Here is a 19,544-nt window from a genome sequence, read left to right as displayed (position 1 = left end):
GGCATTTTCAAAACACGGGATTGATGAAACATGGCAGCCATTGGCACCCAAAACCGCTATGCGGCACCCTCCAGGTTGCTGCACTGGGCAATCGCGCTGCTTGTGCTGTTGACCTGGCCGTTGGGGCTGATGATTGGGTTTGCCAAGAAAGATGTCGTGCTCGATTTCTATCTCTTACACGAAAGCATCGGATTTATCGTCCTGTGGCTCATGCTGATCCGGGTCGGAAACCGCTGGCTGAACAGACCGCCGCGCCACGAGGCTCCCCCGCTTGAGAAATATGCCGCCGAAGCGGTCCACAGTCTCTTGTATCTGTTTTTGGTCCTCATGCCGGTGTCGGGTTTTCTTGCGACCAATGCGCATGGTTTTCCGCTGAAGTGGTTCGGTATTGTTGAGGTATGGAGCCCGATCGGCAAAAGCCCGGATATCGCACCAATCTTTTCAGCAGTCCACGAATGGTGCGCCTGGATACTGCTTGGATTGTTCGCCGTCCATATTGGTGCAGTCCTGATGCATCATGTCATCCGCAAGGACGACACGCTCTACCGGATCATCTGACGCGCCCGGTCTGTGTCTTGGGATTGGCAACCGCGCGCCCGGACCAGATCCTGAGATCCCAGATTGCCTTGAGGGTGGCGACAACCGCGGCAACACAGAGGATTGCCTTGGTGACGGGCTCCATGGTCCCTTCAATCAGAAACGCATGAGCCGAGCCGCCCACCACAACACCCAATGCAAGGGTCGAATGGATCTTCTGCCAGGTTTTCGGACGCCAACGAAGGCCCCGCCGCAGCACCGCAACGAGCGCGGCTGCAAAGATGCACCACATGGCGATGACACCCCATGCGGAAAAGGGTGTCGGGGATCTGAATAAAAGCGCATCGACAACATCTGGAGGGCTGGTGACCCATAATCCGCCAACGTGAAGGACCACCATCAAGACCAGCAGTCCGCCAACCCAGCGATGGACTGACCTGCTCTTTGCAAGAGACACCCCTGGCAACCATCCGCTTGCCAGGAGCGGCTGCAAAACCATCAAGGCCATTGCCAGGATGCCGGCAAAACCTGCGACAATGTAAACGGGATCACGCCATGCCAGCAAAGGGCTCAAAGCGGCCGCCACCAGTGGAGCAATCACGACCGCACCGATGAGACCCCAAAGAATGGCCTTTTGGGATGGTCTCATTCCAAACGCGACCTGCTTATGCCGGGTTCAAAACGAAATGGGCTTCAAGGCTCTTGTCTTGAGAGCTTGGCATCACGGGGCGCAAAAACACGGTTTCAAAGTCGCCACTGTCATAGGCAAGGTGCCCATGGGGCTGGCCAAAGGCCGGCACGATCTGGGGCATTTCCAACCGGAACACACCATTCTCATCGGTCAGGGTCGCGCCGTGGCTCTCCGGATCACGTTCGTGTCCTTCCGTCGTATGAGCCCAAATCTGAATCCGTTGCCCGGCCAATGGCGCGCCGTCACCTGCCCGGCGTACAGTGCCTGACATCCAGAAACCACCACCACCGATCCGGTTCACGATCGGTGCTCCAGGCCGGTAGTTGTTGGCACCGCCGCGCATCGACGGGGTCGGTGCAACGCCTTTCGCTTGCGCAGGAACAATCAGCCCGGAAGCCCCGGTCGCCAGTGCCATACCGCCAGCTGCAAGAATAGTCCGGCGGGAGAAATCGACTGCCATGAACATCCTCCTATCGGTCAGAAAAAGTCGGACGCTGCACTTTGTTGCAGCGCATTACCGGAGGATATAATGCAGATCGGGACATTTCCGAGGCCACGGCCAAGACTTGAGCCATTTCTGAGCCTCACGGTTTCGTGAACCAAAGTCGAACAGCCCCTTCACATCAGGGAAACGAAAGAGCGTGAGCGGACTGAGCTCGCAAATAATTGCCCATAGTTTGCGAGCAAGGTAAGCAAACAAAGATGCAACCAAGACAACATCGACAGGCGCCAGCCGACGCAATTGTCCTGCTGGGAGCTGCGGTCTGGACAGGCGGGCGACCCAGCCCGACACTTCTCAGGCGGATCAAACACGCAGCCGAGCTTTATCACGCCGGCGCGGCGCCAATTATTGTTGGATGTGGCGGGCTTGGAAACCATCCCCCGGCAGAAGCTGAGGTCATGAAACGTGAGTTGGTCGCCTTGGGTGTTCCGGAAAGCGCGATCCGCACCGAGACCCGGTCACGAACCACCTTGGAAAATGCTGTCTTTTCCGCACGTATCCTGCGGCGGGAGAAGCTTGAAAATATTCTGATCGTCTCCGACCGGTATCATCTTCCCAGGGCGGTTTTGTGTTTCAAAACGCTCGGATTTTCAGCGGCAGGTTCTGGCCCTGGACGTTCCGTTTCAAATACACCACTCAACAGATGGCTCTATGCCTGTCTTCGAGAAACGGCAGCTTATCCGCTTTATCTGGCCAAGATGCGTGCGATACGAAAACGGTCTCGCTTTTGATCGGGCCAGCCGCTTACATCATTCCCCAATTCACAACGAGCTGGATCCTGTCAGCAGCGGCGCGCGTGCGGGTGTATTGCAGCGGTCGGCCATCGAGATCGACATTGACGCTCTCAATCACCACAACCGGCTGCCCCAAGGCAATGCCAAGCTGCTGAGCATCTTCGGTATCGACCAGTTCTGCCGAAATCCGGCTTTCCCGCCGGCTGTAGTCCTTGATGCCGCCCCGGCGCAAAGCTTCGGTAATGGTGCCGCATTCCGCGTAGTCGGCCACCAAATTCGGAACCCGGGCCTGCTGAAGCCAGCTGGTTCCAACCATCATTGGCACACTGTCGGCAACCCGTAAGGTCTTGAGGCGGATCAACGGTGTTCCCAGCGGAACCTCCAAGTGCTGCGCCAACAACGCATCCGCATCTTCGATTTCTGATCCAATCAAGCGGCCGCTTGGCGAGCGGTCCTGGCCGGAGACAATCTCCGAAAACCGTGTCCGGGCATTGATGGGGTAGCTCAGCGGAGCGCTCGCCACAAACGTTCCACGGCCTTGATCGGCGCGCAAAAGACCCTCCGCCGTTAACGCAGCGATGGCCCGGCGGACCGTATGCCGATTTACTCCAAACCGGGATGCTATCTCGGATTCCGGTGGAAGGCGGCTGCCTTTCTCGTAGCCACCGGCGGCGATTTCGCCCTTCAGCATTTCCATGATCTGGCGCCAAACGGCAATGCCTGCAGCCCGGTCCAGTTTGCTTTGTCCTGTCATGCGCCCGTCATCAAATTTCGCTACTCAAGAGTCAATAAGTTTATTTGTCTATACAAATAGACAAATTGAGTCTACAACCCGCTCACGCACCGGCCTCAAACTCTCAAAGCGGCCAACAAACACAAAGGCGTGTTCATGACCGAGACCACACCGTCTTCCACAATTGCCGGCGACCAAGCCGCCCGGCAGAAGAACCTTGCCATTCTCGCCCAGGCTCCAGCCGAAATCCTGGACCAGAAGTTCAAAAACCTGACGCCACCATCTTACGAACTTGTGCGCCAGCCGGAGACGGGTCTGGTGATGGTCCGTGGCCGAATGGGCGGGACCGGCAGCCCGTTCAACCTTGGAGAAGTGACCGTGACCCGCTGCGTTGTCCGCCTCGACAGCGGAGAAACCGGCAGCGCCTACGCACTTGGCCGCGACAAAACCAAGGCTCTGCAATCGGCCGTCATTGACGCCCTATGGCAGCGCGGTGAGACGCGGGCACAAATCGAGGCGGACATCCTCGGCCCACTTTCGAACAGCCAGACAGAGCGCAAAACCACCGTCCGCGAGGAAACCGAAGCAACGCGGGTCAATTTCTTCACGATGGTGCGGGGAGACAACTGATGACCGCAACCGCTGCACTTGCCGCCGGATTTGCAGATCCTGTTCACGACGCACAAGGGTGTTTCCGGACCATTATGAACGCTATGGCGCGACCGGGAACGCTTCAGGTCCTTGGTCAAACCCATCTCACACCACCAGCGCCGCTGACACCAGCAGCCGCGGCCATCGCGCTCACCCTGTTCGACTATGACACACCTGTGTGGCTCGACAAACAGCTTGCACAATCCGAGAGCGTAAAGGCCTTCCTTCGGTTTCACACCGGCGCACCAATTGTCAGCGAGCCCGTCGAGGCAGCCTTTGCCCTGATCGCAGATCCGGCCAACATGTTGCCGCTTGCAAGCTTCAATCAGGGCTCGGCGGAATACCCGGACACGTCCACGACACTCATCCTGACAGGCCAAAACCTGAACAACACAGACGGTGTTGTGCTCGAAGGACCCGGCATAAAAGACACGCAGACTTTTGAAACAGGTCCAGTGCCGCAAGTGTTCTGGGATCAGGTCATTTCCAACAACGCCCAATTCCCACGCGGGGTTGATCTGATCTTCGCAGGCAAAGACACCATTGCAGCCCTTCCCCGCTCCACCTCAGTCACTCTAAAGGAGGCCTGAGCCCATGTATGTTGCTGTAAAGGGTGGCGAAAAGGCCATCCGCAATGCCCACAAGCTAACCGCCAAGCGGCGCCGCGGTGATACCTCCGTTCCCGCACTTACATTGGAGCAAATCGCCGAACAGCTGTCACACGCGGTGGCGCGGGTGATGGGAGAGGGTTCGCTCTACGATGAAACGCTCGCTGCTCTTGCAATCAAGCAATCGCGCGGCGACCTGATCGAGGCCGCTTTCCTGATGCGCGCCTACCGGACAACGCTGCCGCGGTTCGGCTACAGCCAGCCTGTCGATACGGCCAAGATGCTTGTCGAACGCCGGATCTCGGCGACGTACAAGGACTTGCCCGGCGGCCAAATGCTGGGTCCGACATTCGACTACAGCCACAGGCTTCTGGATTTTGCGCTGGCCGCTGAAGGGGAAGGCGGGGACCTTGATGCAGAAACGGCTCCGGTCGAAAACGAACCGATGCCGCGCGTCACCGATCTCCTTGGGGATGAAGGCCTCATTGAATCGGACCCGGCAGCCGATGAAAACGCTCCGGTGGGCGATCTCACCCGCGACCCGCTGTCTTTCCCGGCAGACCGGGATCTGCGCCTGCAAAATCTCGCACGGGGCGACGAGGGCTTCTTGCTCGCGCTCGCGTACTCCACGCAGCGCGGTTACGGCCGCACGCACCCTTTTGCCGGTGAAATTCGGTACGGTGAGGTCGAAGTGGAGTTTTTCGCGGAAGAACTCGGCTTTGCCGTCACCCTTGGCACAATCAAGGTGACCGAGTGCCAGATGATCAACCAGTTTGCTGGATCGGCGAAGGCTCCGCCCGCCTTTACGCGCGGCTACGGCCTCGTCTTCGGACAGGTTGAACGCAAGGCCATGTCCATGGCCATGGTTGACCGGTCTCTGCGCTGGGAAGAACTCGGCGAAGAACAGGTTGCCCCGGCCCAGGACGGTGAGTTCGTTCTCTCCCATTCCGACAACATTCAGGCGACCGGCTTCGTCGAACACCTGAAACTCCCGCACTATGTCGACTTCCAGGCCGAACTCGATCTGGTGCGCCGCATGCGCGGCGAGTGGTTCGAAAAACGGGCGCGCGAAGACGCCGAAACTGCTGCCAAAGAGGCTGCAGAATGAGCAGCGGCCTCAGCCATATGACCTTCATCGTCAGTGATCTGGACAAGATGACCCGGATCCTGACGGATGTCTTGAAAGCGCAAGAAGTCTATGACAGCGGCCAGGACACCTTCTCCTTGTCGGAGGAAAAGTTCTTTCTGGTCGGTGATGTCTGGATTGCGATCATGAAAGGCGCGTCACTTTCCGAGCGCACCTACAATCACGTTGCGTTCAAGATCAAAGAACAGGACTTTGAGGCCCGGCTTGCCGCGATCAAGTCCCTCGGCCTTGAGTTTAAGCCGCCGCGCGACCGCGTCGAAGGCGAAGGCCGATCCATCTACTTCTACGACGCCGACAATCATTTGTTCGAGCTGCACACCGGAACACTGGAGATGCGGCTCGAAAGCTACCGCAAAATACTCGATGAACGGAGGGCCGCACAATGAACGCAACGGCTCAGATTTTCGATCAGGGCGAATACAATTTCGCCTATCTCGATGAACAAACCAAACGCATGATCCGCCGCGCGATCCTGAAGGGCATCGCGATCCCGGGATACCAGGTACCGTTTGCCTCGCGAGAAATGCCGATGCCCTACGGCTGGGGCACCGGCGGGGTTCAGGTCACCGCCTCGATCCTTGGCAAGGATGATTGCCTGAAGATGATCGACCAAGGCTCTGATGACACGACCAACGCCGTTTCCTTGCGCGGGTTCTTCGAAAAGACGGCAAATGTGCGCACGACTTACGAAACGTCTGAGGCAACCGTCATCCAGACCCGCCACAGGATCCCGGAAAAGAAACTGCGCGAGGACCAGGTCTTGGTGTTCCAGGTCCCGATCCCTGAACCGCTCCGGTTTCTGGAGCCGCGGGAAACGGAAACCCGCAAGATGCATGCCCTCGAAGACTACGGTCTCATGCATGTGAAGCTTTACGAGGACATCGCCAAGAACGGCCACATCGCCACCACATACGCCTATCCGGTGATGGTCAATGACCGGTATGTGATGGACCCCTCGCCAACACCAAAATTCGACAATCCGAAGATCGACGAAATGGCCGCGCTGCAGCTCTATGGCGCGGGCCGGGAAAAACGCATCTACGCAATCCCGCCCTACACCAAGGTAAAGAGCCTCGACTTTGAGGACTATCCGTTCGAGGTCCAGAAGTTTGACAAGCCGTGCGGCCTTTGCGGCGCAGAGCATGTCTATCTCGACGAGGTCATTCTCGATGACAAGGGCGGGCGCATGTTCGTTTGCTCAGACAGCGACTATTGCGAAGAACGGCGCGCCGCAGGGCATGTCGGACCGATGGCTGCAAACCCGGCGGCCCAGCAAATCGGCGGACACGACACAAACGCAGAGGAGGCGTCCCGATGAACGTCTTTCAAGCTGACGACCCGCTGCTGCAGGTCCATAATGTAACCCGCTATTACGGAGACCGGATCGGATGTACCGACGTCTCCTTCGATCTTTGGCCCGGCGAAGTACTGGCCATTGTTGGGGAAAGCGGTTCAGGCAAAACAACTCTTTTGAACTGCCTGTCGACACGCCTGGCCCCAACTGCAGGCGCTATCGAATACCGCATGCGCGATGGATCGATGCGCAACCTCTATCAGCTTTCAGAAGCCGAACGCCGCTTGCTGATGCGCACAGACTGGGGATTTGTCCATCAAAATGCTGCAGACGGCCTGCGCATGAACGTCTCTGCCGGCGCCAATGTCGGCGAACGGCTGATGGCGGTCGGCGATCGGCACTACGGCAAGATCCGCGAGACGGCAGATGATTGGCTGGGCCGGGTTGAGATCGCCAGTGACCGGATCGACGATGATCCGCGCTCGTTCTCAGGCGGCATGCGGCAACGGCTGCAAATTGCCCGAAATCTCGTAACCCATCCGCGGCTGGTCTTCATGGACGAACCGACCGGCGGTCTGGACGTTTCGGTCCAGGCGCGTCTACTCGATCTTCTGCGCCGTCTTGTGGCGGATCTCGGCTTGTCAGTCGTGATCGTGACACACGATCTGGCGGTCGCCCGTCTGCTGTCGCACCGGATTATGGTGATGCGCCACGGCCGGGTGATAGAAGCGGGATTGACCGATCAGGTGCTGGACGATCCGCGCGAGCCTTACACCCAGTTGCTTGTCTCCTCAATTTTGCAGGTCTGATCATGCCAGTGCGTCTTTATCTGAACAGTGTCGGCAAGTCCTTCACCATGCACCTTCAGGGCGGCACGGTGATCCCGGTTGTCGAAAACGTTGAATTCTCTGTCGAGGTCGGCGAATGCGTGGTCCTTGGCGGCCCGTCAGGAGCGGGCAAGAGCTCAATCCTGAAAATGATTTACGGCAACTACCGCTGCGACCAGGGTCAGATCCTGGTAACTGTTGGTGATGAGATCATCAACGTTGCAGATGCGGAGCCGCGCCAGGTCTTGCAGCTACGAGACAACACAATCGGTTATGTCAGCCAGTTCCTCCGCACGATCCCGCGTGTGTCTGCCGAGGAAGTGGTCGCTGAACCACTGATTGCCCAAGGCACAAGCGAAGCCGAAGGACTCGATACGGCGCGCAGCCTGCTCTCCCGGCTGAATGTTCCAGAGCGGCTCTGGAAGCTCCCACCGGCAACCTTTTCGGGCGGTGAACAACAGCGGGTGAACATTGCCCGCGGTTTCATCGCGCACTACCCGATCCTGCTCCTTGACGAACCCACCGCCTCGCTGGACGCCGCGAACCGCGCTGTTGTCGTTCGCCTGGTGGAAGAGAAGAAAGCCAAAGGCGTTGCCATGGTAGGAATCTTGCACGATGAGGATGTCCGGCAGGAAATCGCCGACCGCATCATCGACGTCACCAGCTTCAGCGCCGACGTGGCTGCTTAACCGAAATAACTTGCCGGGAGCGGTGGCATGTCACAGAACAGTCATCGCTTCTGGTTATGGGCTTTGCTTCTGCCAAGTCCGGTCTCCTAATTCGCGACTTTTTCCATGCGCTACGCCATCTATTTCGCAGCCGACGCTGACGCACCGCTCATGCAGCTGGGCAACACCTGGTTGGGCCGTGATCCCTTCACCGGATCACGCCTGCAGCAACCTTCCATTCCGGGCCTGGATCCCGCTCGCTTTGAAGATTTGACTACCAGCCCCCGGCGGTACGGATTTCATGGCACGTTGAAAGCCCCATTCTCGCTTGCAAACGATGCAACCGAAGAAGCCTTCATCGCTGCCTGCACCGGTTTTGCAAAAACAGTGTCTCCCTTCGACCTGAAGGGACTCAGTGTCAATCAACTTGGCAAGTTCCTCGCGCTGACCCCGGCTCAGACAGAGCCGGATCTGGAAGCCTTTGCGTCTCTTTGCGTGCGCCAGTTTGAACCGTTCCGCGCGCCTTTGAGTACCAAGGATCTGGACCGGCGCCGGCAGGCAAATCTCACGCCCAAACAGGACGCATATGTCGAGACCTGGGGCTATCCATATGTTTTCGACGAGTTCCGCTTCCACATGACGCTGTCCAACAAGCTGGAGGACGACGAAGAGGCTGCACTCCTGGCTCGGAGCGCGGAAACGCATTTTGAAGCCGTCACCAATTCAGCGCTTACCTGCCGCTACTTCGGTCTTTATGTCGAACCAGAGCGCGGCGCCGCGTTTGACGTCGACCGCATATTTGAACTGACGGGCCCGCAAAGCCCTACCGCTGCGCTTAAAAACACGCTGGCAAACTCCAACGAGGAAGTCTCATGAGCACGCATCCGAAACTCTTCAAAAATGCCAAGCTGGTTCTGGCGGAAGACGTGATCAACGGCTCTCTGACCGTCGATCCTGACGGCCTGATTTCCGATATCGGATCAGCAACTGAGGCCGCGGGGCACGACTGTGAAGGCGATTTCCTTCTACCGGGCCTGATCGAGCTGCACACCGATCACCTCGAAGTTCATTATGCTCCAAGGCCAAAGGTCCGGTGGAACCCTGTTGCGGCCGTTCAGGCACATGATGCCCAGATCGCCTGTGCCGGCATAACAACCGTGTTTGACGCCCTTCGCGTTGGCATGGATGAGGATGACGACAGCAACGACACCATGAAGGTCGCGGACATGCGGGCCCTCGCAGATGCGATTGAAACGGGTCAAAAGGAAAACCGACTGCGCGCAGATCACTATATCCACCTGCGCTGCGAAGTCTCCGCGCCGGATGTCATCCGGGCCTACAATTACTTTGATGGGGATGACCGCGTCCGGCTCGTCTCCCTGATGGACCACACACCCGGTCAGCGCCAATTCGTGTCGCTCGATTCCTACATCAGCTACTATCAGGGCAAGCGCGGCTTCACCGATGAGCAGATGGCCGAATTCATTGAAATGCGCAAAGCCAGGGCCGACAAGAACACCCCGGGCAACCGCGAGGCGATTGCCGCACATGCGGACAAAAACACAATCGCAATTGCCAGCCATGATGACGCGACCATTGCCCATGTTGATGAAGCGATTGCGCTGAACACCAAGATTGCCGAATTCCCGACCACAGTGGAAGCTGCCAAAGCCTCGCATGAGGCCGGCATGGCCGTTTTGATGGGCGCACCGAACGTCGTGCGCGGTGGCTCCCACTCCGGCAACGTATCGGCCCGTGAACTCGCCGAAGCCGGATACCTTGATGTTCTGTCGTCGGACTATATCCCGGCATCCCTCCTCCAGGCTGCGTTCCAGCTTGCAGACGAGATCGATGGCATCACTCTGCCAAAGGCGGTTTCAACAGTGACTTCAACACCGGCAACTGCCATTGGTCTTTCCGACCGCGGTGTACTGGAGCCCGGCAAACGGGCGGATCTCATTCAGGTCAAGCTGGTTGGCAATGTACCGATCGTGCGCGGTGTCTGGCGCGAAGGCCGCCGTGTTGCCTGACGCTCAAATGCATGCGCAGGACAAAATCGGCCCGGGACGGATGGTTCTCGTTGTCGGTCCCAGCGGGGCCGGTAAAGACACGCTTATGGCCGCCTTGAAAGACCGCCTGGAAGGCAACGACAGCGTTGTTTTTGCCCGGCGCGCGGTCACCCGGGATGCCGATGCCAGTTCTGAAGATCACGACACGCTGAGCCGGTCGGACTTCGAGACCCTTGTCTCGGCCGGAAACGTGGCCCTTTCCTGGGAAGCCCATGGATTGGGGTATGTTGTGCCCCAATCATATGACCGCGTAATTCGGGACGGCAAAACGGTCATCGCCAACGGCTCCCGCAAGGTGCTGCAAGAAGCCTCAGACAAATATGAAACGGCGATCGTCCTTTTGATCACCGCCCCGATCGAGATCTTAGCAGAACGCCTCGCCGCCCGGGGCCGGGAAACCCGCGAGGACATCGAAGCCCGTTTGAAACGGGCGGATCTGGAACCGCAGAACGTTCCGAACCTCATCCGGATTGAAAACACCGGCACCATAGAGACGGCGGTTTCCGCAATGATGACTGCCTTGCACCTTTAAACGCCCGACATAGTATCCTCCGGCTTTTCGCTTACGCCCGTTTGACGGAAAGCCTCACACTACCCTTGTTGTTGAAATACATCTGCCAAGCATCGTTGGCGAAGGCATACAGGTATCCACCCGACTTCGGAGTATAAGTCACGCCATTGCCTATAACAAAAACTTCATGCTCAATTAACCTGCTGTTTTTCCCAATTCCCTTTCCATTCGCAATCACACCTACCAGAGCAAACCAATCGACGTCCTCATACCTCCGGGTCAACCAAAAGTTGGCCTCATCATTCCCAGTAACCTTTTTAAAGATAGTCTCGATCGAACCAAGCGCTGCTCCCGCCACGTGGAACACTTCCCCCGGTGAAAATTTGCCGTCTTTCGTTCCACTCGGTCCGCATTTGATCGACCTGTCGACCCACTCTCCAAGTGCAGAAAACTCGTATGTCTTTCCTTTTTCCAGGTATAGTCCTGTCGAGTTCCATTTTTCTCTAGCGAAAACATCAACCGTCGTCATTTCCCTGACTGAAAGGGTCTTCGACGGCCAATAATCAGGTTGTGCAAGCGGGGGATTGGCCTGCCGTTCCAAGGCCGAGACATGAAAATTTTTCGGTGCCTTAACTCCACTAATACATGGAACACTGCGAGGCCGTGTTGTCAGGGCTTTAAATGCGCCGGACAATGAGTCATGCAGGACATCGAGAGGATTGGGATCAATTTGGGCTACCGCTCCCTCCCGGAAAACTAGACCGCTAGCCTCCGCTTCCTTTAACATCCACAGCAAAGCACCATCTGAAAGCCCGGTTTGCGGGTAGCCACCCCCAACATCAGAGTGTACTCCTGGGAACCAAATCTGCTTTATGTCATTGTGTGCAGTCTGGTTTGTCCAAAGGGTCGGTGTAAAACTCCGCCGCTGCTCATCCATCGCCACCGCATGCCGAGCATGCATTACCAGATTGCTGAGTTTGGTATCGTGGAAACCATGTTTTTTCGGATTGTCCAGCAGATTCAAAAACGCCACTTCATCCGGAATACCTAAAGCTCCGACGGTATCCCAAACCCCAAGAAAATGAATAGGTGTTTTCCCAGCTCCAATCCTATCAGAACCGGCATTATGAAAGTCCATTCCCTTCAATTTGCTCGGATCCGGTTTTTTCCGGCGGTAATTGGCAAACACCTTGTCGACCCGCCGCCACAGTTTCGCCTCTGTCAATTGAGGGCTACTTAGATCCAGCAAGCCACATGCGCCAATCATGCCTGCCAAGCTTCGAACAGTGAATGCACCTCTACTAAAACCGAAGAGGAAGATCTTATCGTTTGGTTGATAATTGACGGAAAGCCATTTGTAGGCGCTTTTTACATTATCCCCCAGACCAACACCCAACCCACCACCAGCAAGACTATCGATAACTCCGCCGTCTGTTCCAACACCTGGGTGGTAGTATTTCTTTTGCTCTTTTCCCGATGCATCTACTGAAGCAACACAACCGGCTATCTTGACAACATTTGTTGGTGTTGGGACGCCGTCGGCCTCATCATCAGGTGTGTTCCAGGTACCGTCACAACAAACTATGAGATTAGTCATATAATTTTCCCCCAGAAGTTGATTTCCGGGAAATTCTAATCATAGTTTAGTTCTATCCGCTATATTCATCGGAGGTTGCGTAGCGGTTGTGGAGGCGGAATTGATCCAGAGTTAGTTTTGGTCCTGGGCTTGCTCCGGCTCTTGCGCCTTCTGGCGGCCAAAGACGTTGCCGAGCAAACCAGGAGGCAAACCAAAGCCCTCTTCCACGGCCTTCAGGACGTCTTCGTCGTTGACGTCCCCTTCGATCACCTTTTCGATGTCGATCTGGGTTTGACCACCAGTGGCACGTTGGATCACCTGATTGGCGGTGTCGGTCAGGCTTTCCGGCACATCCGCCTCGCCCTTCAGGATCGAAATTAGTTCACCACCGACTTGCTCAAGCTGCTCGTAGGCCGCCTGCGGATTTTCCAGAATGCCTGCAATATCCGGATAGATACGCGGATCACTCCAGGACCCATCCACTACAATAGGTACACCCAGACCGGCCATTTTCTTGTCGGTGCCTTTCGGGCGCGGCATCGGAGCCTGGCCTTCCAGTGTCGCCACAATTCTCGGCTCCACCCGCCAGGACAGCCGTTGATTGGGCATATCCGTGGTGCCGCCGCCGCTCATGCGGATCAACGGCCCGATCAGAGACAGGTCACTGGTGGTCGCAATTCCGTTTTCGATCTGAAAAGAAGCCCCGAGCGACGAAAAGTCCGTCTTCTCGGAGGGGCTCGCCTGCCATCCAAGCAAGGTCTCAACTGAGAGGCTGCGCACCATCTGCGGAATATTGATCCCGCGGATTGCGCCGTCTTCAAACATGTAGCTGGCGGTGCCTTTGAGGTTCTGAACCATTTGCTGCTCGCTGGCTCCTGACGTTGTTACATCCAGGCCAATGAGCGTTTTGCCTTCGATCCAGGTGAAGTCCGCCGCATCCCGTAGAAGCGGATAGGCATTCAAGCCGGAGAGATCAAACTTTGCCGACACTGCAGGTGTTGCAGCTGCGCCATTCAGCCTGACGGAGCCCGTGCCTGTGCCTTCGTAAAGCGACAGTTTCTCAAGATCCGCCGTCAGAACGCCATCCTGGATCGCAACCGAGAGCGCGCTTTGTCCAATCCGGATCTTGTCCATACGGATCTCGTTTGCAGTTGCCTTGAAGTCGACATTCGCAGCTCTAAGACCCGAAAAGTCGATTGGCGCTGCACTCCAGAATGTGCCGCCGGCAGGAGGTGCAGCTGACGCCACTGTTTCCGGAGCCGAACCGCCCTCGCCTCCAGACTGACCGCCCGGTTGGCGACTGGATGGCCCGCCGGCAAGGTAGGGATCCAAAACGAGCTCGCGCAAATCAAGACGCGCCGTCACCGTCGGCTTACCGCCCAGGGTCACACGGCCATTGGCTTCGCCGGAGGTTTCATCCAGCGTGAAGCGTGTCTCCTCGAACGAAATCGTGTCCCCCTGGAACCCGAAAATCCCGGAGGCACTAAACGCACCCAAGCCACCACCGGCGGCCAAGGGTTGGCCCATCCAGGCCATCAAACCTCGAAGGTCGGCCGTTTGTACCCGAGCTGCGCCATCCACAGTGCTTGGCAGTTGAGCTGATCCATCAAATCCAACGCTCAGCCGATTGCCCTTGAGAGAGACAGAAACTCCGCCGGATTGGCCTGCCAACAGTTCGGACGTATCGGCTTCACCAGTCAGACTGAACCGTTCTCCGCGCCAGGTCAGTGCACCGCTTGCAGACAGTGGGGCTTCAAGTCCTTGCATCTCTAGAGCAAGAGACAGTCCGGTAATCCGGTCGGCTTCCGGGTCGCCGCCGACAGCATCTGCGAGGCCCAATCCGCCAATTTCACCTTCGGAGATGTTGACCGATCCGTTGACGTCTAGTCCGGCCAGCATTTCTTCACCTGTCAGGCCAACCGTTTCAAATGCCAGATCGGCGCTCAACAGCCCGCTTGCCGGCAGCTCCTGACCGGCGAGAAGCAACAAATCCGCAATCGACCCGTCTTTCAGGACAAGCCGACCGGAGACTTCCGGCACCAACCCAGAGAGATCCGCATCGGCCGCACCGCCAAGGGAAAGTTGGCCCAATACCAGATGGAGATCTGACACTGAGACCGCTGCTTCAGAGCCCCGCACTTGTGCATCAAACTGGTAAGCGCCTGGATCTGCATCGAGCGACTGTCCGCCCAGCGCGGCTAGAGTTTTTAACGACGGTCCTGACGCAGCGATCGCGAGTTCAGCACGGACCGGCTCCAGTCCTGTGGTCCCCTTGATCGTGATGGAGTTTTCTGACGAAGTCAGAGCCAAATCGACGGGCACCTGGTCGCCGGATGCCAATCCCAGCGGGTTGGACAACGTGCCCGAAACCTCGAGAGGAACGTCCTGAAATTGGAAATCGGAAGTAAGCTGGACATCTCCGGTCAAATCCGGGGCAGTCAGGGACAGATTGAGGGCCTGAATGACAAAGTTCTGATCTGCTGTGGCATCAATGTAGGTCAGCTCGCCGTTGGTGATCTGGAGACTGTCGACACCAATGCTCTCCAGGTATCCCTCGCCGGCATCAGCCGCAGCGTTATCTGCACCGCTGTCCGGCGTGGACTGCGCGCTATCACCTGCCGGAGCGCTGCTTTCTTCTGCCTCGCCGGTCAGAACTTCCAATGACCGGCGCGGTGCCCAACTGGTGGCGCCGTTTGCGTTTTTCTCGAGATAGATCAGCGGTTCGTCGAGTGCGATGCCGGTAACTTTCACATTGCCCGACAGTAGCCCAGACCAGGCAAGACCGAAGTCCATGCGTTTGGCTTTGGCGAACTCAATACCGTCCGCGCCAGCGGCACCGGAGATACCGATATCTTCAGCTGTCAATTGAAAGCCGGGAAACAGTGACAATGAAACAGGGCCATCGAGCCGGACACGCCAACCGAAGCGGTTGTCGATCTGTTGGACCACCTGCTGCTTGATCTGATCCTTGGGCAGGAAAAACGGAACCACAAGAAGAGCGGTGACAACCAGAAACAGGAAGCTGCCCAGACCGATCAAAAGCCGTTGCATATCAATGTCTCCTCGTGGCGAATCGCCACAATGTAGACCAAACCGACCAGCAACATGCCGGTAGATTTTGACAAAAGGTGGAAAAACGGCGGTTTATCAGGAATTTCCGTTGCAAGGCAAGTTCGGCTGGACCGATTTGGTAAGCTTAGATCCGAAGAGCCGTCATGTGATTGTCCCACGCAAAACCTGCGGGTCGGGCCAGTATTTCCGCCCGCTCTCCTGGCTCTGAGAGATAGGAAACGCCACCATTTCCGTCGGAGATCAGAAAACTTCCCTGATCAATAGGGGCAACACCGCACCCATCAGAGATGTTTTGGTGGTCAAGATAGTCCCCGGTCTCCGCATTCCAGAACAAGGTCTTGCCGCCACGCGGCGCGGACGTTGCAATCACACTTTGATCTATGGTGGCCGTCACAGACCCGATATAGTTTTCAAGCTGGCCCATAAGCTTCCCGGGCAGGTCCAACAAAACCGGCGTTTCATCCCTTGAAATGACGGCAACCAGCGGCGGAGTGTCTGTCTTCGAGCCTTCAAACTGCCCACCAACCCAGGCCCGGCCTGCCCCGTCCAAAGCCATGTGACGCAAAGACAACTGGTGCAGGGATTTATCCAAACGATGCTCTGCCAGCAGGTCTCCGGTTTTGACATCCAGGAACACCACGGATGGCGACATTGTCTCCAGATTGAGCTTTTCCCGCCCGTGATCGGGGTGCGTTTCAATCCCGCCGTTCGCAACGATCAGGACATTGCCATCCGGTCTCAACAGAACCTCATGCGGACCGATGCCGTGACTGTCGAGTTCGCCCAGCCGGGTGATGGTCTCTCCACTCACGTCATAGACGCCGACAACACCGCGAGCAGACGCAAAATCATTCTCCACCGCGAAGAGAATTCGCCCGTCCTTTGAAAAACAGCCGTGCCCGTAAAAATGCCGGCCGAGGGCGGCAACGATGGTCTGCATTGGCTTGCCGGAATATGGCCAGGCAACGATCGCAAATGTTCCCGGGCGGCGGGCAAAAGCGGCTAGGCAATCTCCCGTATCGGATACCGCAATGCCGTGACCGCGCCCGGGCAGTGTGATTTCCGCCTGGATCTGACCCAGATCGTCGAACACAGCTATGCCATATCCGCCTGCAGACTTTTTGAAAGCGCTGGCAAAGAGCGGTGCATCTGATGAGCTCAGCAAACTCGCCCCGAGACCGGATCCCGCAAAAGCCGGCAGTGCAGCCAGTCCGCCCAACGCGGACAAAAACCCACGCCTGGTAAACTCGACCGGCCTAGTCACCATCAAGGGCATTGAACCCTCCGGCCAGTCCCAACGCGCCCGCGACCCGCTCACCAACAAGCCGCTGAAGGGAATTCAAAGAGATGACCAAGAGCGACAACTGGCTATGGGCACCAGATGCTTCAAACGTCTCCCGCAAAGGCGACTGGAGCTGATTGAGTGTTTTCAAGGCGTTTTCGAACTCAAAGGTCATCGACCCGATCAGCCAGGCGTGTTCCTCCGGCATCATGGGTTCGAGATCCATGCTCTGGATCGCGTCCAGAATGCCGTTCATTTCGGATGTCAGAAATACAACGCCATTGCCGGACCGGGAGAACGGAATCCGGTTTGGCCTCGCCTTCTCTTTCGAGCTTCCAAGCGCTGGCGCAATGTTTTGGTCCCGAACGACGATCAGCGCCGTGGACAGCGTTTGAAACACATCTTCCAAGGCTTCCTGGTCGGTCTGATAACGGACGTTGTTGCCGCCTGTTTCCAGAAGAGTTTTCGAAAAACCATCCGCATCGAGCCAGGAGCGCATGACGTCCCGGGCAATGCCGGCAACATTCTCAGAGATCGCCAGCGCATAAGAACACGTGAAGTCCCCGCGCTCCCCCTCTTCGCCAAGCACGACGGCGCCGGTCTTGTCGAATGCAATCAACTGAAGCGCTGTCAGCCCTTGCAAAGCCACACTTTTTTCGGACAGGCTTTCCGCCGTCCTTACGCTCTCATCTTGAGCCCCATAGAGCTTGCGGATCTGCCTTTGTGCAATGCCACGTGGATCCGGCTGGAAAGCGAGACGGCTGATGCGATCTTCTTCAATCAGGGGGCCAAGCCGCAGGAAATGGATGCGGGCAAACTGACCAACAGCATCTGAGAAAACAACCCTGAAATCAGCCTTTGCCTCATCCGTCGGTTCTTGGCAGACCTCTTTGACCGCCTCAGGCAAGCGGGCTGCAACATCAGCAAAAATTCTGGTTTCAGGCTGAATGTAACCGGCAATCATCTTCTCGACGGGCTGCGTGAGATCAGCTGCAACTGCCGGCCATGTCATCAGGGCCGCAGCCGCGGAGACAAGAATTCGCTTCATCAAAGGGACTCCAGAAACCGGATAAGAGAGACGCGGTCGTCCGGCTCCATGGCGACCACCTGATTGCGGGCAGCTTTCGCTTCCCCGCCGTGCCACAGGACCGCTTCGAGCAAATTGCTCGCCCGGCCATCGTGCAGGAAACGGGTATGATTGTTGACCGTTTCGGTCAAGCCAATGCCCCAAAGCGGCGGGGTCCGCCATTCGCGGCCGGTCGCATCGCCAACCGGGCGGTTGTCGGCCAGATCTTCGCCCATGTCGTGCAGCAAGAGATCCGTATAGGGCCAGATCAGCTGAAACTGATGCGCCTCAGTTTCCGCATCCCGGCGCGTGACAAACTTCGGCTGATGGCACTTGGCGCAGCCCACTTCGTAAAACAGCTTTTTGCCACGCAGAACTTGCGGATCAGATACATCGCGCCGGGCTGGAACTGCCAGGTTCTCCGAATAGAATGTTACCAATTCCATGACCGGATCAGGCGCTTCCGACACCCCAAGATGCGCCTGTTCGCCGTGCGGCAAGACTCGGCATTCGGTCTGGCGTTGTGTGCAATCGCCATAATTGTCCGGCTTGTCCGGTGAACTGATGCCGATATCACCGGAAAAGGCACCGGCCGTTTGATCGCGGATGTTCGGGTTGGAGGCCTTCCAGCCGAACCGGCCGATGGTCAGCTCACCCGTCCGGCCGTCCCGGACCCGGCTGACTTTGCCGGAGATCCCGTCGCCATTGAGATCATCCGGATCCGCCAAGGCTTCAATATCCCCGGGGTGAATCGCCTGCAGCAATCCGAGACCAATCATCGGCGGTGCGACCCGCGGCGAGATCAAGGCTTCGGGATGCATGTCGCCAAATCCAAGATCCCGGATCTTGTAGACGGGCTTTTGCAAGATAACCGTCTCGCCGCCATTCAGCGGGACCACGATCTCTTCGTGTTCAATGTCGAAACGCCCTTCCCCTGCAAGGCCTGGGACAGCAAATGCCTGAAACTGCCCGCCATATGTGGGCTCCGGAATGCGGAGCAGTCTTTTGTCCTGAAGGGCCGCCCGGTCTTCGTCCGATTGTGGCGGAATGGAAAGGCGCAGGAAGAGAGAAACCGCCTCATCGCCCGGACGCGGCGGCCGCCCGCGGCCATCCTTCAGGTGGCACCCCTGGCAGGAGCGTGCGTTGTAAAGTGGGCCCAACCCGTCGGACGCTTTGGTGGATGCGGGCGACGAGGCCCAGAGCTTCTTGAAAAGCCCGTTGCCAACCTTGAAATTTTGCTCTTGCTCGAACGTCAGATTTGCAGTGGCATGAGAAAAAGCATCGCGGTTGATGCGCTTGCGGGACGTACCGGCACCGCCCTGCATCTGTTCAAAGGTTTCTGCCTTGGAAAAATCATCGGCGAGCGGGAGGACGCTTACAACCTTGGCCCGGTCCTGCTCTGACAGATCATCGCGATGGCTCAACAGCCCATCGGCCAAGGCGGTCTGGCCAATCAGGCCCGCACATAAAACAGCAGCGCCCAAAATGGCGCTTTGTCCTGGGACAGTCATAAGGTTCGCATCCTGATTTACGCCCGCCCGAGCCCCAATTCCGGCGGGGAATAATGGCGGGTAGC

20 protein-coding genes are annotated in these 19,544 nt (G+C 57.4%); 12 read left to right on the top strand and 8 right to left on the bottom strand.

Features of this window, described 5'->3' with window-relative positions; genetic code table 11:
- Nucleotides 1-30: 30 nt before the first annotated feature.
- The gene (locus tag ACQY4Z_RS13550) at nt 31-558 is read left to right on the top strand and encodes a cytochrome b (RefSeq protein WP_428522071.1); all 528 of its coding nucleotides are present in this window, start codon (nt 31-33) and stop codon (nt 556-558) included.
- On the opposite strand, the gene ACQY4Z_RS13545 is transcribed toward ACQY4Z_RS13550, so the two are convergent.
- Nucleotides 551-1,186 carry a ferric reductase-like transmembrane domain-containing protein gene (locus tag ACQY4Z_RS13545; RefSeq protein ID WP_428522069.1) on the bottom strand — a complete coding sequence of 212 codons (636 nt, stop codon included), beginning with the start codon at nt 1,184-1,186 and terminating at the stop codon, nt 551-553. The genes ACQY4Z_RS13550 and ACQY4Z_RS13545 overlap by 8 nt on opposite strands.
- Before the next feature lie 16 nt (nt 1,187-1,202).
- Nucleotides 1,203-1,688, bottom strand: a complete 486-nt coding sequence (locus ACQY4Z_RS13540) for a twin-arginine translocation pathway signal (RefSeq protein ID WP_428522067.1) — start codon at nt 1,686-1,688, stop codon at nt 1,203-1,205.
- Between the two features lie 242 nt (nt 1,689-1,930).
- Here ACQY4Z_RS13540 and ACQY4Z_RS13535 point away from each other — a divergent pair, with 242 nt between their 5' ends.
- Nucleotides 1,931-2,461 carry a YdcF family protein gene (locus ACQY4Z_RS13535; protein ID WP_428522065.1) on the top strand — a complete coding sequence of 177 codons (531 nt, stop codon included), beginning with the start codon at nt 1,931-1,933 and terminating at the stop codon, nt 2,459-2,461.
- Nucleotides 2,462-2,474: 13 nt separating this feature from the next.
- On the opposite strand, the gene phnF is transcribed toward ACQY4Z_RS13535, so the two are convergent.
- Nucleotides 2,475-3,218, bottom strand: coding sequence for a phosphonate metabolism transcriptional regulator PhnF (phnF, locus tag ACQY4Z_RS13530; RefSeq protein ID WP_428522063.1), 744 nt, complete (start codon nt 3,216-3,218; stop codon nt 2,475-2,477).
- Nucleotides 3,219-3,353: 135 nt separating this feature from the next.
- Between phnF and phnG the strand changes: the two genes are divergently transcribed.
- The 10 genes from phnG (at nt 3,354) to phnN (ending at nt 10,993) form a co-directional block, all read left to right on the top strand.
- On the top strand, nt 3,354-3,827 hold the full coding sequence (phnG, locus tag ACQY4Z_RS13525; protein WP_428522061.1) for a phosphonate C-P lyase system protein PhnG: 474 nt from the start codon (nt 3,354-3,356) through the stop codon (nt 3,825-3,827).
- On the top strand, nt 3,827-4,438 hold the full coding sequence (gene phnH, locus ACQY4Z_RS13520) for a phosphonate C-P lyase system protein PhnH (protein WP_428522059.1): 612 nt from the start codon (nt 3,827-3,829) through the stop codon (nt 4,436-4,438). The genes phnG and phnH overlap by 1 nt, the downstream gene beginning before the upstream one ends.
- Before the next feature lie 4 nt (nt 4,439-4,442).
- The gene (locus ACQY4Z_RS13515; protein WP_428522057.1) at nt 4,443-5,564 is read left to right on the top strand and encodes a carbon-phosphorus lyase complex subunit PhnI; all 1,122 of its coding nucleotides are present in this window, start codon (nt 4,443-4,445) and stop codon (nt 5,562-5,564) included.
- Nucleotides 5,561-5,989, top strand: coding sequence for a FosX/FosE/FosI family fosfomycin resistance hydrolase (fosX, locus tag ACQY4Z_RS13510; RefSeq protein ID WP_428522055.1), 429 nt, complete (start codon nt 5,561-5,563; stop codon nt 5,987-5,989). Before ACQY4Z_RS13515 ends, fosX begins: the two co-directional genes overlap by 4 nt.
- Entirely contained in the window at nt 5,986-6,921 is a 936-nt protein-coding gene (locus tag ACQY4Z_RS13505) for an alpha-D-ribose 1-methylphosphonate 5-phosphate C-P-lyase PhnJ (RefSeq protein ID WP_428522053.1), read from the top strand. The genes fosX and ACQY4Z_RS13505 overlap by 4 nt, the downstream gene beginning before the upstream one ends.
- Complete coding sequence (phnK, locus tag ACQY4Z_RS13500) at nt 6,918-7,706, top strand: phosphonate C-P lyase system protein PhnK (protein ID WP_133952478.1); 789 nt, start codon at nt 6,918-6,920, stop codon at nt 7,704-7,706. The genes ACQY4Z_RS13505 and phnK overlap by 4 nt, the downstream gene beginning before the upstream one ends.
- A gap of 2 nt (nt 7,707-7,708) precedes the next feature.
- Complete coding sequence (gene phnL, locus ACQY4Z_RS13495) at nt 7,709-8,413, top strand: phosphonate C-P lyase system protein PhnL (RefSeq protein ID WP_428522051.1); 705 nt, start codon at nt 7,709-7,711, stop codon at nt 8,411-8,413.
- A 105-nt stretch (nt 8,414-8,518) separates the two neighbouring features.
- Nucleotides 8,519-9,268, top strand: a complete 750-nt coding sequence (locus tag ACQY4Z_RS13490; protein ID WP_428522049.1) for a DUF1045 domain-containing protein — start codon at nt 8,519-8,521, stop codon at nt 9,266-9,268.
- Nucleotides 9,265-10,422, top strand: coding sequence for an alpha-D-ribose 1-methylphosphonate 5-triphosphate diphosphatase (locus ACQY4Z_RS13485; protein ID WP_428522047.1), 1,158 nt, complete (start codon nt 9,265-9,267; stop codon nt 10,420-10,422). The genes ACQY4Z_RS13490 and ACQY4Z_RS13485 overlap by 4 nt, the downstream gene beginning before the upstream one ends.
- Complete coding sequence (gene phnN / locus ACQY4Z_RS13480; RefSeq protein ID WP_428522045.1) at nt 10,412-10,993, top strand: phosphonate metabolism protein/1,5-bisphosphokinase (PRPP-forming) PhnN; 582 nt, start codon at nt 10,412-10,414, stop codon at nt 10,991-10,993. Before ACQY4Z_RS13485 ends, phnN begins: the two co-directional genes overlap by 11 nt.
- A gap of 31 nt (nt 10,994-11,024) precedes the next feature.
- Here phnN and ACQY4Z_RS13475 read toward each other — a convergent pair whose 3' ends face one another.
- The 5 genes from ACQY4Z_RS13475 to ACQY4Z_RS13455 form a co-directional block, all read right to left on the bottom strand.
- A complete protein-coding gene (locus ACQY4Z_RS13475) occupies nt 11,025-12,569 on the bottom strand; it encodes a DUF2235 domain-containing protein (RefSeq protein WP_428522043.1) in 1,545 nt (514 codons plus the stop codon).
- Nucleotides 12,570-12,680: 111 nt separating this feature from the next.
- Nucleotides 12,681-15,599 (bottom strand): AsmA family protein, encoded by a 2,919-nt coding sequence (locus ACQY4Z_RS13470; RefSeq protein ID WP_428522041.1) that lies wholly within the window; start codon nt 15,597-15,599, stop codon nt 12,681-12,683.
- 145 nt (nt 15,600-15,744) lie between these two features.
- Complete coding sequence (locus ACQY4Z_RS13465; RefSeq protein ID WP_428522039.1) at nt 15,745-16,896, bottom strand: DUF1513 domain-containing protein; 1,152 nt, start codon at nt 16,894-16,896, stop codon at nt 15,745-15,747.
- Complete coding sequence (locus ACQY4Z_RS13460; RefSeq protein ID WP_428522037.1) at nt 16,877-17,950, bottom strand: imelysin family protein; 1,074 nt, start codon at nt 17,948-17,950, stop codon at nt 16,877-16,879. The genes ACQY4Z_RS13465 and ACQY4Z_RS13460 overlap by 20 nt, the downstream gene beginning before the upstream one ends.
- Nucleotides 17,950-19,479, bottom strand: a complete 1,530-nt coding sequence (locus ACQY4Z_RS13455) for a di-heme oxidoredictase family protein (RefSeq protein ID WP_428522035.1) — start codon at nt 19,477-19,479, stop codon at nt 17,950-17,952. The genes ACQY4Z_RS13460 and ACQY4Z_RS13455 overlap by 1 nt, the downstream gene beginning before the upstream one ends.
- Nucleotides 19,480-19,544 lie beyond the last annotated feature (65 nt).

Source organism: Roseibium sp., assembly GCF_965276855.1.
Lineage (GTDB): Bacteria > Pseudomonadota > Alphaproteobacteria > Rhizobiales > Stappiaceae > Roseibium.
The sequence above is the reverse complement of the archived record's forward strand: the minus strand, read 5'-3'. Positions and strand labels throughout refer to the sequence as shown.

Coding starts and splice junctions, on each gene's coding strand:
- ACQY4Z_RS13550 (WP_428522071.1), top strand. CDS start 31: ATGGCAGCCATTGGCACCCAAAACCGCTATGCGGCACCCTCCAGGTTG.
- ACQY4Z_RS13545 (WP_428522069.1), bottom strand. CDS start 1,186: ATGAGACCATCCCAAAAGGCCATTCTTTGGGGTCTCATCGGTGCGGTC.
- ACQY4Z_RS13540 (WP_428522067.1), bottom strand. CDS start 1,688: ATGGCAGTCGATTTCTCCCGCCGGACTATTCTTGCAGCTGGCGGTATG.
- ACQY4Z_RS13535 (WP_428522065.1), top strand. CDS start 1,931: ATGCAACCAAGACAACATCGACAGGCGCCAGCCGACGCAATTGTCCTG.
- phnF (WP_428522063.1), bottom strand. CDS start 3,218: ATGACAGGACAAAGCAAACTGGACCGGGCTGCAGGCATTGCCGTTTGG.
- phnG (WP_428522061.1), top strand. CDS start 3,354: ATGACCGAGACCACACCGTCTTCCACAATTGCCGGCGACCAAGCCGCC.
- phnH (WP_428522059.1), top strand. CDS start 3,827: ATGACCGCAACCGCTGCACTTGCCGCCGGATTTGCAGATCCTGTTCAC.
- ACQY4Z_RS13515 (WP_428522057.1), top strand. CDS start 4,443: ATGTATGTTGCTGTAAAGGGTGGCGAAAAGGCCATCCGCAATGCCCAC.
- fosX (WP_428522055.1), top strand. CDS start 5,561: ATGAGCAGCGGCCTCAGCCATATGACCTTCATCGTCAGTGATCTGGAC.
- ACQY4Z_RS13505 (WP_428522053.1), top strand. CDS start 5,986: ATGAACGCAACGGCTCAGATTTTCGATCAGGGCGAATACAATTTCGCC.
- phnK (WP_133952478.1), top strand. CDS start 6,918: ATGAACGTCTTTCAAGCTGACGACCCGCTGCTGCAGGTCCATAATGTA.
- phnL (WP_428522051.1), top strand. CDS start 7,709: ATGCCAGTGCGTCTTTATCTGAACAGTGTCGGCAAGTCCTTCACCATG.
- ACQY4Z_RS13490 (WP_428522049.1), top strand. CDS start 8,519: ATGCGCTACGCCATCTATTTCGCAGCCGACGCTGACGCACCGCTCATG.
- ACQY4Z_RS13485 (WP_428522047.1), top strand. CDS start 9,265: ATGAGCACGCATCCGAAACTCTTCAAAAATGCCAAGCTGGTTCTGGCG.
- ACQY4Z_RS13475 (WP_428522043.1), bottom strand. CDS start 12,569: ATGACTAATCTCATAGTTTGTTGTGACGGTACCTGGAACACACCTGAT.
- ACQY4Z_RS13470 (WP_428522041.1), bottom strand. CDS start 15,599: ATGCAACGGCTTTTGATCGGTCTGGGCAGCTTCCTGTTTCTGGTTGTC.
- ACQY4Z_RS13465 (WP_428522039.1), bottom strand. CDS start 16,896: ATGCCCTTGATGGTGACTAGGCCGGTCGAGTTTACCAGGCGTGGGTTT.
- ACQY4Z_RS13460 (WP_428522037.1), bottom strand. CDS start 17,950: ATGAAGCGAATTCTTGTCTCCGCGGCTGCGGCCCTGATGACATGGCCG.
- ACQY4Z_RS13455 (WP_428522035.1), bottom strand. CDS start 19,479: ATGACTGTCCCAGGACAAAGCGCCATTTTGGGCGCTGCTGTTTTATGT.